Origin of the sequence: Peribacillus frigoritolerans (assembly GCF_001636405.1) — a bacterium.
GTDB lineage: Bacteria > Bacillota > Bacilli > Bacillales > DSM-1321 > Peribacillus > Peribacillus frigoritolerans.
In genome coordinates, this window is the sequence record NZ_KV440950.1 from 3,288,233 (window position 1) to 3,303,009 (window position 14,777).

At 41.7% G+C, this 14,777-nt stretch carries 13 protein-coding genes; 1 reads left to right on the forward strand and 12 read right to left on the reverse strand.

Annotation, left to right across the window (positions count from 1 at the left end):
- Positions 1-26 precede the first annotated feature (26 nt).
- The 12 genes from A6755_RS15720 to A6755_RS15775 all read right to left on the reverse strand — a co-directional run bounded on the left by A6755_RS15720 (position 27) and on the right by A6755_RS15775 (position 12,127).
- Positions 27-476, reverse strand: a complete 450-nt coding sequence (locus A6755_RS15720; protein WP_174878725.1) for an SRPBCC family protein — start codon at positions 474-476, stop codon at positions 27-29.
- Positions 477-879: 403 nt separating this feature from the next.
- The gene (locus A6755_RS15725; RefSeq protein ID WP_063591253.1) at positions 880-1,839 is read right to left on the reverse strand and encodes a VOC family protein; all 960 of its coding nucleotides are present in this window, start codon (positions 1,837-1,839) and stop codon (positions 880-882) included.
- 40 nt (positions 1,840-1,879) lie between these two features.
- A complete protein-coding gene (locus A6755_RS15730) occupies positions 1,880-2,668 on the reverse strand; it encodes an SDR family NAD(P)-dependent oxidoreductase (RefSeq protein ID WP_223255793.1) in 789 nt (262 codons plus the stop codon).
- Between the two features lie 34 nt (positions 2,669-2,702).
- A complete protein-coding gene (locus A6755_RS15735; RefSeq protein ID WP_063591254.1) occupies positions 2,703-3,212 on the reverse strand; it encodes an aromatic-ring-hydroxylating dioxygenase subunit beta in 510 nt (169 codons plus the stop codon).
- A 21-nt stretch (positions 3,213-3,233) separates the two neighbouring features.
- Positions 3,234-4,535, reverse strand: a complete 1,302-nt coding sequence (locus tag A6755_RS15740; protein WP_063591255.1) for an aromatic ring-hydroxylating oxygenase subunit alpha — start codon at positions 4,533-4,535, stop codon at positions 3,234-3,236.
- 38 nt (positions 4,536-4,573) lie between these two features.
- The gene (gene nadX, locus A6755_RS15745) at positions 4,574-5,359 is read right to left on the reverse strand and encodes an aspartate dehydrogenase (protein WP_063591256.1); all 786 of its coding nucleotides are present in this window, start codon (positions 5,357-5,359) and stop codon (positions 4,574-4,576) included.
- A gap of 16 nt (positions 5,360-5,375) precedes the next feature.
- Positions 5,376-6,821: an aldehyde dehydrogenase family protein gene (locus tag A6755_RS15750; RefSeq protein ID WP_034312301.1), complete on the reverse strand. Its 1,446-nt coding sequence runs from the start codon at positions 6,819-6,821 to the stop codon at positions 5,376-5,378.
- 12 nt (positions 6,822-6,833) lie between these two features.
- Positions 6,834-8,522, reverse strand: coding sequence for a thiamine pyrophosphate-binding protein (locus tag A6755_RS15755; protein WP_063591257.1), 1,689 nt, complete (start codon positions 8,520-8,522; stop codon positions 6,834-6,836).
- 30 nt (positions 8,523-8,552) lie between these two features.
- The gene (locus A6755_RS15760) at positions 8,553-9,344 is read right to left on the reverse strand and encodes an SDR family oxidoreductase (RefSeq protein ID WP_034312305.1); all 792 of its coding nucleotides are present in this window, start codon (positions 9,342-9,344) and stop codon (positions 8,553-8,555) included.
- A gap of 100 nt (positions 9,345-9,444) precedes the next feature.
- Positions 9,445-10,383 carry a VOC family protein gene (locus A6755_RS15765; protein ID WP_063591258.1) on the reverse strand — a complete coding sequence of 313 codons (939 nt, stop codon included), beginning with the start codon at positions 10,381-10,383 and terminating at the stop codon, positions 9,445-9,447.
- Positions 10,384-10,505: 122 nt separating this feature from the next.
- Positions 10,506-10,985 (reverse strand): cupin domain-containing protein, encoded by a 480-nt coding sequence (locus A6755_RS15770; RefSeq protein WP_063591259.1) that lies wholly within the window; start codon positions 10,983-10,985, stop codon positions 10,506-10,508.
- Between the two features lie 326 nt (positions 10,986-11,311).
- Positions 11,312-12,127: an IclR family transcriptional regulator gene (locus tag A6755_RS15775; protein WP_063591260.1), complete on the reverse strand. Its 816-nt coding sequence runs from the start codon at positions 12,125-12,127 to the stop codon at positions 11,312-11,314.
- A 1,145-nt stretch (positions 12,128-13,272) separates the two neighbouring features.
- Here A6755_RS15775 and A6755_RS15785 point away from each other — a divergent pair.
- Positions 13,273-14,565: an MFS transporter gene (locus A6755_RS15785; RefSeq protein WP_063591262.1), complete on the forward strand. Its 1,293-nt coding sequence runs from the start codon at positions 13,273-13,275 to the stop codon at positions 14,563-14,565.
- Positions 14,566-14,777 lie beyond the last annotated feature (212 nt).

Here is a 14,777-nt window from a genome sequence, read left to right on the forward strand (position 1 = left end):
TTTTACATGGGTAAGAAAGACCGGCATTAAATTCTTTGGTGAGTTTTCAACTGTTTCTCCATATCTTTAAAGAATTTACCTGCCATGAATTTTGCAATGCCACCAATGACCCTGCTTCCTACACCAGCAATCATTCCACCTATATCTGCGTTGCATTCCCAAATCAATTGACAACCATTACCAACAGGTATGATTCTACAGTCCATTTCAGCAGAAACAAAACCTGGTTTCCCGCTGCCTTCAGCATTTAAAATATACCGATGGGGCACTTCCAAATCCTTCAATTTCACCTTTCCCGTGTAGTCACCTTTTACAGCTGCAACACCAAGTTTAAGTTCAACGTCATACTCGCCAGCAGCAACTAATGAAAGGTTTTGACATCCTGGAATGGCATTCTTGAGTAATTCAGGATTATGCATGGCTTCCCAAATCACTTCTGCACTATAATCAAAGTTAATCTTTCCTGATATCTCCAATTCCCCTCGCCCCCGATTATACAAATTTTTTATACCCTTTTGCTCCTTTGGAAAAAAGGCATCACCTGCATACATGTATACATCTTAGTTTAAAAAAATATCAAGCTGATGACTACTTTCAATAATATTAATATTCTGAATTATTTGTCAATGTTTTTTTCCTATGATGTTAAATTTTTCACTTTTATTCGAACCGTACAAGGCCATGGTTGAAGTCCCCTTCCCGACCATTGCCTTGTATGCTTTTTACGGTTGCGCTTCTAGGTAGTTATTCAGCTGATTAGGTGGGAAAATGGCTAGGTTTTTCGATTGAATGACCCCTGGGGTTCTTATTCCTAATTATGTAAGCTCCAATTGCCCGGACAATCATCCATACACCTTTTGATGATCAATGGTTACTTGTTTACTCATCGTAACGTTCCAGCAATTCAATAATCACTTTAAAGGTCGCTTTTGTATCCATATAGGCATACCGGCCTTTTCCGTTAAAAAAGTTTCCTGTCTGTATGACCGGATAGCCCATTTCTTCCAGCATCTTCATTTTAGCCTCCATGTCTTTAACGACAAAAGAGATATGGTGAACACCCTCACCATATGTTTCTAGATGATCTTTCCACGTACTGGGTGATTCGTCCGGCTCGATCAATTCAATTTGAATTAACGGAGTATTGATGAACATATATTTTGATTTGCCTTCAGTGGGCTTCCCTTTGTAAATCACGTTTGTCATATCGGATGAACCAGAATGGATGATGGGAGGTTTTTCAACACCCAACAACTTACTGTATGCATCTGCAGCCGCATCAAGGTCTTTGACAACAAACGCAAGCTGTTCCACTTTGTTAGTCCCTAGTAGCGGCTGAATGCTGTCATCTTCCGGTCTTTCCCATGCCGTTACTCTTGGCTCCGCACTTTCAAGCAGTTCAACTAACGTTTTGTGATCATCTAGTGTATCCACATATACATATCGGCCGTCACTTGAAGTGAAATCACCCGTTTGCAAAGCTGGGTAACCATTTTTCTCCATGATTGGCAGCCTCTTTTGGATAGAGTCCACATCAAAAGCTATATGGTGGATCCCTTCACCTACTTCATCCAGGAACTCACGCATCGTTCCTGGATTTTTATCGGGTTCTATTAGTTCAAATTGGACGGTCGGTGTATTCAGGAAAGCCAGTTTGGATTGCGATTCCGTTGGTACACCTCTAAAAGTGACTTTGGAAACAGAACTGTCACCAGTTAGAAATGGTTCTGCCTCCTTAATGCCCAGCAGTCTTGTGAAAGCTAGATTAGCAGCTTCAATATCTTTTACAACAAATGCGAGTTGATTAATATTCCTATTGCCCAATAGTGATTCAGCCATACTAATAAACCTACTTCCCATAGTTTATTTTATTATGAACTCAACCCAGTCCGCGAACGGACAATCCTCCATCACTGGAGATGACTTCACCTGTAATAGCACGCGCTGCGTCTGATGCCAATAGGACATATGCAGCTACATGATCTTCGGGCAGCTGTGCAAGCTGAAGAGGGTTTCTTTTTTTTATGCTATTTGCCTTCGTTTCATTATCCACCATTTTAACGAATGGACGTAGGGGAGGAATGACCGATAATGCGGTCAGAGTGCCACCAGGCGCTACAGCATTCACCCTGATGTTAGGAGCGAGTTCAAAGGCAAGTTGGCGCATCAGCCCTATTTGGGCATGCTTGCTTGCTGTGTACCATACCCCGCCGCCATCCGGATAAAAACTGGCACCGGATACGGTGAAAATAATATTTCCATTCGATTTTTGCAGTTCTTCAAGAGCGGCTTTAGCACCGAAGAATGATCCTTTAACGTTAATATCAATCAGAAAATCATATGCATCGGAAAGTGCATCGGGAGTTACGTCGGCAAATTTAGCAAATCCATCAAAGACTCCTGCATTGGCAACGAAAACATCCAGCTTTCCAAATTGCTCGACAGTGGCCTGGACAGCCCTTTCATTGTCTTCATATTTGCTTACATCGCCTTGGTTAATGAGAATCTCTTCACCAAATTCCGCTTTCATTTTCTTTAGCGTTTCTATCGAGCGGCCGATGATGCTGACTTTTGCCCCTTCTTGTATGAAACGTCTAGTGACAGCCTCCCCGATACCTGAATTGCCACCGGTAATCAGCACTACTTTATCCTTTAACGCCATTGCCATTGTAACCAGCCTCCTCTTTTTAACCAAGTCAATATTATACGAAGATAGCAAGATTTCTGGTATTTATCGTTGATTGATCAACAATGAATATTCGTTTGGAAAGTTTCCATTTACCTTCTTCGAAAATGAATTCATCATTTCGTTCCCCCGAAATCAGATCATGCTGAATATCCGTGCTGCGGCTGCGATAGATGAGCAGGTAGCTCTTGACGACTGCCTTTTCACCTTCAACATAGTCTTTAACGCGTACATTTGAGACAAAACGCCGTGTTCTTGATGGCGGTATTTCCGCCCATGCATAATCCGTTTTCAAACGATCCACTCGCAGTTTCAGCAACTCAATATCATCATTAAATGTAAACATTTCCGTTGAATAATCCGGGCGTTCCACCCCTTCTTTATTAACACGTACAGGCATTTGATAGTGTAAACTCGAGTGCATTAAATCGAACCAATCATCAAATTCAATATCATCCAGTAATTGAGCTTCATCATACAGCCATTGTTCAAATTGACATTTGAGCAACATTTTCTCCACATTCATTTCCGTTCCTCCTCCCGTTTATCATTTCGTCATCAATTCAAGCCAGTACTTGTAAAAATTCCTTTGGCTCGCTTCAGTGAATTTATCATCGTAAGCAACACCAGGACCTATAAAATCAACTGGTTCACGATGAAGACCCATTGTATAATTGTAGGTTAGATTCTTTAGGAAAGGCATTGGTCCTTGGGCTGCTTCAGTGATATCAGTAAAAACTTCCGTATCATCCTGTTCGAAAATACCGGATGGGCTAAAGGTCAAGATAAATGAATCTCTTGATCTATCTTTCCAATCTTGGGAGGCGTTCTTTTCCACGAGCATCCAAGCAATCACTTCCATTTTATTGTGACCGATTGGCCGCCACATCCTTATTGAAGTGTTGGAGATGAATTGGTCTTTGATTTTTGTATGGGATATTAAAAATGATAGGTTAGGGAAGACATTCCCAATCATATTCTTTAAGTTTGATAACACTCCATATTGTTCTTCAGACAAATTAGTTTTAAATTCATCTTTCAATTCTTCCGGGAAAGCGAAGTCAGGATTAGGAGTCCCTAAGTTTAGTCCATGCCCGTTATCCGTATGGATTTGAAAACCGCGCTTTGAATAGGTAGCATTGGGCACCATGCCCAGTTTGGCAATGGATCCGTGTGTGACCATCGTGTGATAGGAATCACCAACAAAGTTATCGGAACCAACTTTCCAGTTTGAATTAACAACGAATCTTTGCGGAACTCCGATTACTTCCATTTCTGCTCGTCCTACAAGGATATCCAAATACCATTTAATGTCTCCAAGAAACTCTTCAAGCGGCTCTGCATTTTCATTCCAAGTTCCAAATAAAAGACCTTTATAGGATTCAAGCTTTACTTTGTGAAGGCCCATTTCCGAGCGGTCAAGGTTACCCCCATATATATCCTTTTGTAATGGCACTCCTACGAGTTCACCAGTGTTTTTAAAATTAAACCCATGGTAGGGGCAAGTAAATAATGACTTGTTCCCTTTATCTGCACGGCATAATTTCATTCCGCGATGGGTGCACATATTATAAAACGCCCTGATTTCCCCTTCAGCATCACGAGTAATGATGAGAGAGTAGCCAGCAAGTTCACGGGTCATGAAGTCTCCTTTGTTCGGTACTTCAGAATCATGGCCGATAAAAACCCATGTTTTCAAAAACACTTTTTCATGTTCTATATCATAAACCTTTGGGTCTCCAAGGAGGTATGCAGGTATAACGCCTTCCTCTGGTTTAACCGTTTCGTTCAAATAGTCAACAACTTGCTGTTTCGACATTTCTTCTAAGGATTTTTCAGTTTTAAGCATACTTTTTCTCTCCCTTCCAAGCTTTACATCATTATGCATTACCCGATCTGAACGCTTTTTTCCTTGTTTTGCAGAGTCGCCAAAACGCTTAATGCCGCTAGATAACTCGTTTTCGGATTATTTGGCATCGGATCATTTTCCACTTCCAGTTTCAGTTTCCCGAACGAACCTGACGCTTCTATCAGGTGATTGTTTTTTAACACATTTGGATCGGCAATGATTTTCACTTTCGTCTTTTCTGATCCAAGACCAGCCATAGACAGCACAATCGCAACATTGATGTTTCTCGGAAACTGCTTGATCGCTTCTGCAGCAGTTCCTTCAAATAATACCGTTTCTTCTGTCACTGAAGACCCTTCCGGCAATGCGTTTGGCGGTTTTCTTGTGGTAATGCAAACAGATTCAAGGCCATTCACCGCTTTTGCCGATTTAAGTACATCTAGACCTCCAATCGCACCAGACGGAAGGAGAATATTCACGTTATTCAATTTACAAATCTGGTTTGATTGTTCTTCAAAGGCGGAATTCGCCATAACGCCAATGCTGCTTAGCAAGAGATCCTTCCCGCTTTTAAGCACTTTCAATGCATACTCTTCAGCTGCTTCTATCGTTGCAGCCTCTATGACTAAATCAACATCGGATTTAAGAAGTTCGTCGACATCACGATATGGCTGTGTCCTGAATTCTTCAGCTAATTGTGCCGAAACTTCTTCACGGCGGGCATAAATCGCAACGATTCTTCCACCTGGAAGAAGCCCGTCGTTATTAATGGCCTGAAGCAGAAATTTTCCGATATTACCGCACCCGATTAAACCTAACTTCATGTAGTTTCATCCTTCCTCAATCAGCAAACCCGTATGAGTCCGCAAAGAATTCCAACCCGCAATGTCTTGTTTCCCGCGAAACACCGCTTTCTTTTAAGCCAGGGAAGTCCAGGGCCAAGTCACTGAAAACGGTATGATTATTATGGAATACCGCACCAGCTTCAAGGCGATCTGCCATTTCGACAGCGATATCTTCATTCTCGGTCCAAACAGATGCACGCAGCGCAAACTCACTATCATTCGCTAATTTTACAGCTTCATCGATATCATTGAAAGGTAAAATTGGAATGATCGGTCCGAATTGTTCCACTCGAACCAATTCGCTCTGCTGATCGACGCCAGTAATAATGGAAGGAAGCATATAATAACCTTTATCCCAAGTTTCCGGATTCAGCTGGATGCCGGTTGTGATTATATTTCCCCCTGACTTAGCGGTGCGTTCGATCAAGCCATTCACAAAGTCATATTGTGCTTTATTATTCAATGGACCCATGGTTACATCAGGCTGAATTCCATCACCGATCACCATCCGGCTGAACTCTTTGGTCAGCTTCTCCACAACTTCATCATATCGTGATTCTTGGACGTACACTCTTTTTACAGCAGAACAAACCTGACCCGCCGCTCGTAAAATCCCCATCCTCAAACGTTTGATAGCCGCTTCATCCATATTGGCATCTTCCAAAATGATGGCAGGATCATTGCCGCCAAGTTCCATATATACTTTTTGCAGATTTCCAGCTGATTTCTGCATGATATCTTTCCCGGTTTCCGTACTTCCGACAAAAGCCAATGTCCTTACGCGTGAATCGGAACATAATGTGTCGCCGATTGCTTTTCCTGATCCTGAGACTATATTGATGACTCCTGGAGGAAAATGTTCAGCAACTACTTTTAAACAGGTCATGATCGTTAAAGGACAATTCGTTGCAGGTTTTACGACAACGGCATTGCCTGCCAAAACAGCAGGTATGACCCTTTTAAATGTTAATATCATCGGAGAATTCCACGGTGTGATTATTGCCGTGACACCTCTTGCCCTTCTTCGGATTTGGACTTTTTGTTTTCCTGGAAGCACTTCAGGCTTCCACCAATCAAGTAACTCCGCTGCACAGCCCTTCATTACTTCAACACAGCGCAGTAAATCCTTTTTAGCTTCAACAAGTGTTTTGCCATTCTCACGTACAAACACGGTAACATTTTCCTCGATAACTTTTGATAGTTCTTCTGCCGCAGTGTTCATCCTGTTTGCCCGTTCCCCGATATCAGAGCGAGACCACGTTTCAAAAGCATTTTCTGCCGCTTCAATAGCACCATTCACGATTTCTTCAGAGCATTTTGCCACCTGGCCAACTACTTCCGATGTATTTGCCGGATTTACAACATCGACTTTTTCCGGTAATTCTATCCATTCTCCATTAACTAGATATTTTCCTGAAACAAATGGGTATGTCGAAATCATTCTCAATCCTCCTTATAGTTTTTTGGGCTTGAATGCTTCCGCAGCTCCCGGTGGTCCGCCAAATGGTTTGGCCATTGGCCCCACAGCTTCCATATCAACGACGATCATTGAAGGTTTACGTCTTTCCTTAGCCTTTTTCAGTTCGGATATGAACTCATCTCCAGAACCAATACGCACTGCATCAAAATGCATGGACTCAGCCAGTTTCACAAAATCAGGGCTCAATAAGTCCACAGCTACCTGCCGACCATATGCCGCTGTTTGGATATTGCGAAGAACTCCATAGCCTGAGTCATCGAACAATACGATGATAACTGGTAAGTTTTCTTCGGCTGCCGTAACCATTTCCCCGACGTTCACCATAAACCCACCATCTCCAGCCATAAGAACGACGGTTTTATCTTGACATCCCATTTGGGCACCGATTGCTGTTGGAAGACCTTGACCGATTCCGCCGCCTGATGCATGAATCGATGTTCTCGGTTCATAGATTTCAAATAAACGGCTGCCCCAAACATTTGCCTGTACGGTCACATCACGAACTAGAATGGTATCCTCTGGTAATATCTCCCTCATGCCATCTACAAATTGCTCATACGGTCCAAGCGTTTCCCTGAGTTGAGCGCGCACTTCATTTCTAAGTGAAAGAACTTCTTGTAAATAAGATGGCTCTGCATGAACTGAATGTTCTTCAAGCTTTTGAATGATGGCGGCAAGCATATCTTTTGCATCGCCAACCAAACCTAACGTGGCTTTATAGTTCCGGTTAATGGCCTGCCAATCCGCATCGATCGCTATATGTTCTTGTGGCACCGGCACTTTCCAGTTGGACGTTTCATTCCCCCTAAACCTTACACCTACGCTGATCAATAAATCTGCATTTCTTAAAAACTCTTTTGTAGTTTCATATGCCGCAAAATGTCCGATGCATTGTTCATGGTTTTCTGGAATCGATCCTTTTCCTGACTGACTGGTTATAACCGCTGCACCAAGGATTTCCGCCAATTTTTGCAGCTCTTGCGAAGCATTGGCACTGATTACCCCACCACCGGCCCATATGACAGGACGGCTTGCGCTTACCATTTTTTGAACGGCTAGTTCAGGAATAATTGGCATTGAATTTGTTTCTGAGGGCGAAGTTCGTAGCCCTTCGAGTGAAAGATCTTCTATGATCACCGATTGATAGTCAATTGGAATTTCCAATGTAACCGGACCCGTTGGTGCAGTTAAAGCTTCTTGGATTGCCTTCCTTACTACTGCTGCGGTTTGGTCAGGGTTTCTAAGCCTCACTGCATTTTTACATGCTCCGCTCATCATTGAAAGCTGGTCTTTACACTCATGTATGTATCCTTTGCCTGTACCAAGATAAGAAGAAGCCACCTCACCTGTTAGATGAAGAAGGGGGACACCAGCTGCCCAAGCTTCCACTAGAGAACCAGCTGCATTTCCTGCCCCTGTTCCAGTACTGGTAATCACTACACCCAATTTCCCGGTTGCGCGTGCATATCCATCAGCCATATTTACAGCACCGCTCTCACCGCGTGAACAAATGAGTTTGATGCTCCCTTCCCTAAGAATTGCATCATAGATGGGCATATTGTGAATGCTGACAATCCCGAAAGCAGCTTCCACACCTGCTTGAACAAGCTCCTTTACGATGGAATCGGCGGTCGTAAACTCTATTTCTTCTTGTATTTTCATCGCATTATCCTACCTTTTTCAGTAATATATTTATAGTGCCTTTCCGATCGCTCCTGCCGTCTCAATCGTCGAACCCGCTACATAACTTGCTTTGTCTGAAGCAAGGAAAACAATGACACTGGCCACTTCTTCCGCTTCCCCTACGCGGCCGAGAGGGATATTCCGTTTTTTCGCTAGGTCCCCGTAATACTCTTCAGGGTCCATATCAGGCGCATTTTTCAACCTTCTTCGCTCCCATTGATCGGTCCGGATCAATCCAAGACTCACTGAATTCACCAATATATTGTCAAAGGCCAATTCCTGGGACAAGGTTTTGCTTAAATTAAGGAGGCCAGCCCTTGCTGCTGCAGTCGCTACCATATGACGTTCAGGTTCTTTGGCAAGCGTTGCATTAATATTAATGATCCGTCCTCCTCCCCTTTTCACTAAATGAGGATGCGAAGCACGAACGGCATATATGATGGCAAAGAACTTTAACTGAATCTGTTCTTCCCACTGCTCATCCGTTATGTCAAAAAAGTGACCCATCACGCTTTGACCGGCTGCATTCACCAAAATATCGATTCCGCCAAACCTCTCAGCGGTACCATTAATGAAAGAATCCACATCCGATTTTGAGGTGACATCACACGTTGATGCAAAAATATCTTCCTTTTCACCAAATGAGAGCAATTGACTTTGTGCACTTTCCATACGCTCAGCACTTCTGCCGCAAATAGCCACTTTCGCTCCTTCAGCTAAAAACATTTCTGCTGTTTTTAATCCCACGCCCGACGTGCCGCCCATAATGACAGCCACTTTTCCTTGCAATCCTAAATCCACTCTCTTCACTCCTTTTCAAAGCCATTTTCCTCAAATGCTGTCCTTTAATCAACAAGATCCTAACTAGCGCAAGAATCATGGGAGGAAATCAAACTCCTCCTCATTTTTTCGCCATGAATGAACCACCTATATGAGAATCAACCCAGCCTGGATCGGGATCTCCTCCCATTGCTTTGCGCGCTTCAGGTTTCGGCGGCCCTGCAATCCCCCACTGATCCATTAAATGCGGAACCCGTTTCCATACACGTGCTCTCCACTCAGATTCATCTTCGATCGTTTCCAGATAACATGTATACTCCATTACAAAACCGCCTGGGTCTTGAAAATAACAGAAAATATTGTCCCCCGGCCCATGACGTCCAGGTCCCCAAAGTTCTGACAAGCCCGCTTTTCGGACATTGCTTATTCCTCGCATCAATTCATCCACGGAATCGACTTCGTATGCGATATGATTGACTGACGCATGCTCATCTTGATTGAAGGCGATGGAGTGATGCTTTCTGTTGCACCGGAGGAATGACATTTGATGCTCACTCCAATCAGTGACTTTAAAACCAAGTACATCCGTATAAAACTCAACGATCATATCTAAGTTCTTCGTGTTCATTACAACATGATTCAATTTCACTGGATCAACATTTTTCTTGCTCCAAATAGACGTTTGCACTTCCACCCAAGCCGAAAGCTCGATCACGCGGTTTTCTGGATCAATAAACCGCAGGCCATAACCGGCACCTGCTTCATCCAAATATCCAGGCGGTTCAATAATTCGAACGCCCTTCGATTGTAATATCCCTGCTGCACGGTCCACCGCATTTTTATCGACCATGCCAAAAGCTATATGGTGCAATCCTCGTTTTTCTCCCTTGTGAAGGCTAAGAATATGATGTTCCGGTCCAGCCCCCCGGAAATAAACCGTATTCCCCTCTTCCGGAACATCCACCCTATCCAGACCCCAAACCTTTTCATAAAACTCTGCTTGATCGTCGAAATTCGGAGTAATCATGCTTATATGTCGTAAATGAGTAATCCCAAGCATTTTTTATACCTCCCATAATTTAGATTGCCCTTTAGATCATTCGCATTGGCCATATTTAACAATCTAATCGAAAAGGGCGCCTCATTAATTTTCATAATGCAGGTGCCCTTTCGGCTAAATGATCAATCTTTAATGATGGCTTCTCTTTCTTTAGAGCGTTGTTTACGCAGTTCTTCCAGTTCACTGCCTTCAGGGTATGTCGGTAAGTTAGGCTTCACTGCCCCAAGCATCACTAGCATGCGCGCCTCTACATCCCCGTCATTCCTAATTCCCCGATAAACCCCCGGCGGGCTGCTTATGCAGTCTCTCGCACTTAATTTAATTTCATGCACTTCACTGTAGCTGTCCTCTTGAATTAATGCCGTGACTTCACCCTCAAGAATGAAAAACACTTCTTCAACATCGTCATGAAGATGCAAAGGACCGATACATCCCGGAGGGAGCACCATCGTACTTAAAGTGAAATGTTCACCTGCAATTACATTCGTATCGTTATTGGCAGTGGCACCACGTCCGATATATCTCATCTGTGCGCGTCTATAAGCGGGATCAATTTCTTCTTGGAACTTCAAGACATTCCAATCAAGAGTACGGTCTTTCAATCGGGCAACATATTTTTTTCAAAATCCTTCACTGAGAAAGTTTCTTTTGTCATTTTAAAATTCCTCCCTTATTTGTTGTTTCTAAACTGAATTATGTTTCATAAGCAAAACATTGTTTTGTCTATGAATTAAGTCTAAAATGAAAACGCTTCATTGTCAATGAGTTTTTAGAATATTTAAAACTATTTTTATAATCCGAACGTTCATCACTATGGGATAAACTTGTAACGATTTGCTTTTCTTAACACAAAAAAGTGTGGATTTCCCTAATGGGAGATCCACACTTTCGAAAGAGACTATTCACTTATTAATCGATTTTAAATCGTTCAGACATCTTCGTATTGATAAGGCTTAACCCCGCTGTATCCCATATAAACGGATAACTGACGAGAAACTTCCAACAGTTTCGGCAAGGCAATTTTATCGATGAAATCCTCTTGATAAGCAGACTCTGTTGCTACGACATTCAAGGCAGCCAATACTTTCCCAGTCCTATCAAAAATCGGGGCGGCAACCGAACGGATGCCAGGGTGGAATTCCCCGCTTGTCATCGAATAACCATTTTGCCGAATCGAATCCAGCTGTTTTTGAAATTCACCAGGCGCGGTGAGAGTTTTGTCTGTATAAGGAGTAAGGTTCGATATTTTGAACATTTGCATGAGCAATTCTTTCGGTTGATATGCCAAAAGTAATTTTCCATTGGCCAAAGCATGTGCCGGCAACCGCAAGCCTATGTTCACATTGACAGCGGATACACCTCTGATCGGGGCACTTCCAACATAAACAACTTCCTGTCCATCTAAAATGGACAGATGGCAGGAGGCTCCGATTTCATCACGCAAGGTCTCCATATAAGGTTGGACAATTTCCTGGAATTTCAAGCTATTCAAATAGCTGAACCCCAATTCAAGAACTTTAGGAGTTAAACTATAACGTTTGGTATGTTCATCCTGAGACAAGTAACCAATATTTTGTAATGTGAATAATAAACGATATGGTACTGTTCTGCTTACTCCCAGTTGTTTTGCTATTTCTGAAAGAGACAAGCTCGGTTGCACTTCATTAAAGAGCTTAATGATTTCCAAGCCCCTAACCAATGAATTAGCACTATATTTCTCTTTCTCTTTTTCTTCGCTTGCCATTCAAGTATTCCCCCCGTTGTGAATAAATCTCATTTTTCCTGACTATAACCCGTTCAGTAAAGCTTTCTTCATACCTAGAAAGAAGAACTTGCAACATATATATCCATTTTTTTCTGATTGTTCTTTTGGTGAATGTTGATGATGCATACTTCAATGGTTGCCTATTTTCTTTTGCTTCCTTAACTAGAAAGGTACTTTGGCGCCAGTAGCGCGCACCGGCCTTTACTTTGCAAGTTTTTCCAATCATATTTCGATGGATTGTAATCAATTCAGAAGTTTCCGTTTACTTTCTTTCATGCTAACAACAGCTGGTCTATGAGTCATATCAGATATACTCAATGCTTTCAGCGCTTCCGGAAAACGGCTAGTAAAAGCCGGGAAATTTTAACCGAGCTGGTGTCTTCGAGCGCTATTCATTACCCCTATTCCTGTTAAAGAATCAGTACCGCAAATTGGCAACCATTACTACCTTACAATCCTTAACTCTTCATGTATAAATAGAATAGTGTTTATGTGTCAATTAAAGCATATTTACATATATAAAACTATTTGGAAGGCCTAGCATAATTGACGTTTCAATAGAAAAGCTCGTTGTTATATGACCAAATATAACCAATTACAGCAGTAAAAACAAATAAAGAATTTTCATACATCGATATTCTCTGTCAAATCGCGTAATTTTCCGTATTAAGCATTTCATATACAAAACAATATAAATGAATTATAGATTTTCCTGATTTTAAATTCAATATCAACGAGTCAGAATCTTTAATAATTTGTAAATAATTTGTTTTTTGGACACAAAGAATCAGTATTACTTCCATTTAAAGTCCTGGTTGATAGAGCTCCCATCTACTCAATAGGATGAAACAAAGTTCGATTTATAACCGAAAGCGCTTATAATCTAAAAATATAAAATAGTCAAAATATTAAATTGACAATCAAATTATTTTAATTTATCGTTAAGAAAGTAAAACTTTGTTTTCCTTACAAAACACTTCTGTTTCTTTTTTCTATCAAAATTTTAAAGAAAGGCGGGAAAAATCAAAACGAACCAGTACCTTTCTAAAGGGATAACTTTAAAACACTTATTCTCAAATGTAAGCGTTTTAAGGAATGTTAAAAAGCGATAGGGAGATGGTATTATGTTAAATGGGCAAAAAAGATGGTTGTATATTGCCGTACCAATTTTTTTCTTTTGGTTTTTCGGACAAATTGATAAGGTTGGCATTTCCATCATTCAAACAGATCCAGAATTCTTGCATGCACTCGGTATGACAGGTGCTGACAAAAATGCAAAGATCGGTCTTCTATCTTTTGTATTCACCATTGCTTATGGAGTTTCAAATCTTTTTTGGGGCTTCATCATTGATAAATTAGGTGCCCGAAAAACAGCCATCGCCGGTTTATTCGTTTGGACAATCACGATGATTATGTCAGGACTGGCAAATTCATATGAAATATTTTTAATTAGCAGGATCATTCTTGGTTTTGGTGAAGGGATGATGATTCCGGTTTCCGGAAAGCTCATTTCTAACTGGTTTAATAAACGCGAACTGGGGAGGGCCCAGGCATCTTGGCTTACCGGAAACTATTTAGGACCGGCAATGGGAGCCGTTGTTTTGGTGCTTGTGATATCTTTACTTCACTGGCAAGCAGCTTTCTTTATGCTTGCAGCTTTCAACTTATTTATAAATATCCCGATGTTCATCTTAATGACGAGGAATACACCAGAAGAACACCCCCGTATAAGTAAAGATGAATTGGCATTCATTCGCCAAACGGATGATGAAATAAAAGAAACCGCCCATTCAGAGAATAAGAAAAGTTTCGCCCAAGATTATCGTTTCTGGATCGTTTGGTTCGGCATGCTCGTATGCTCCTTCTTATTTTTCGGAATCAGCATTTGGCTTCCTACATATCTCATTGAAGCAAAAGGATTCGAAAAGGAAGGAATGTCGAGCATTACTTCACTTTCCTGGCTATTCGCTTTAGGATTTGTCTTGGCATGCGGTTTTCTGGCTGACAAAACCAGACGTCCAAGTTTGATGGCCACGATTCTATTTTCATTGACGGCTGTCTTTTTGACTGTAGCAGTCTTCATCCCCAACCCTATTTTGGCCGGACTATGTATGGGATTGGCAATGGGATGTCAAGGCGGTGTGTTCCACCTAAGCAATATGCTCATGGTAAAATACTCAACACCTGAAACGGCAGGACGAGCCGCAGGTCTAATTGGATTCACGAATATCATGGGCGGCTTTTCGAGCTATATCATGGGATGGCTTCGTGACTTGTCTGGCGGGGACTTCAGTTCATCGATCGCCATGCTGATTTTTACAGCCCTCTTAGGCTTGGCAGCTTATTTATTCTCCATTAAGAGAGAATCCGCTGAACTGCGCTTATCACCTATACATGTACAAAAGATACAAGCATGAAGTCCTTGTAAAATCAGTTTTATACCTCCAACCCTTGAATTATCAGGGGTTTTTCTTGTGCCGACTTAAAAGTAAGTCGAAATAACATCGCTAATTTTTTGGATTTTCCGATAAAATTTCCCACCGGTTACCCCGAATCACTCCTTTATTTGTATTAATATGTCGATAGTTAAAATATTCAAAAAATGATATTTTTTTGAATGCCCATGTTA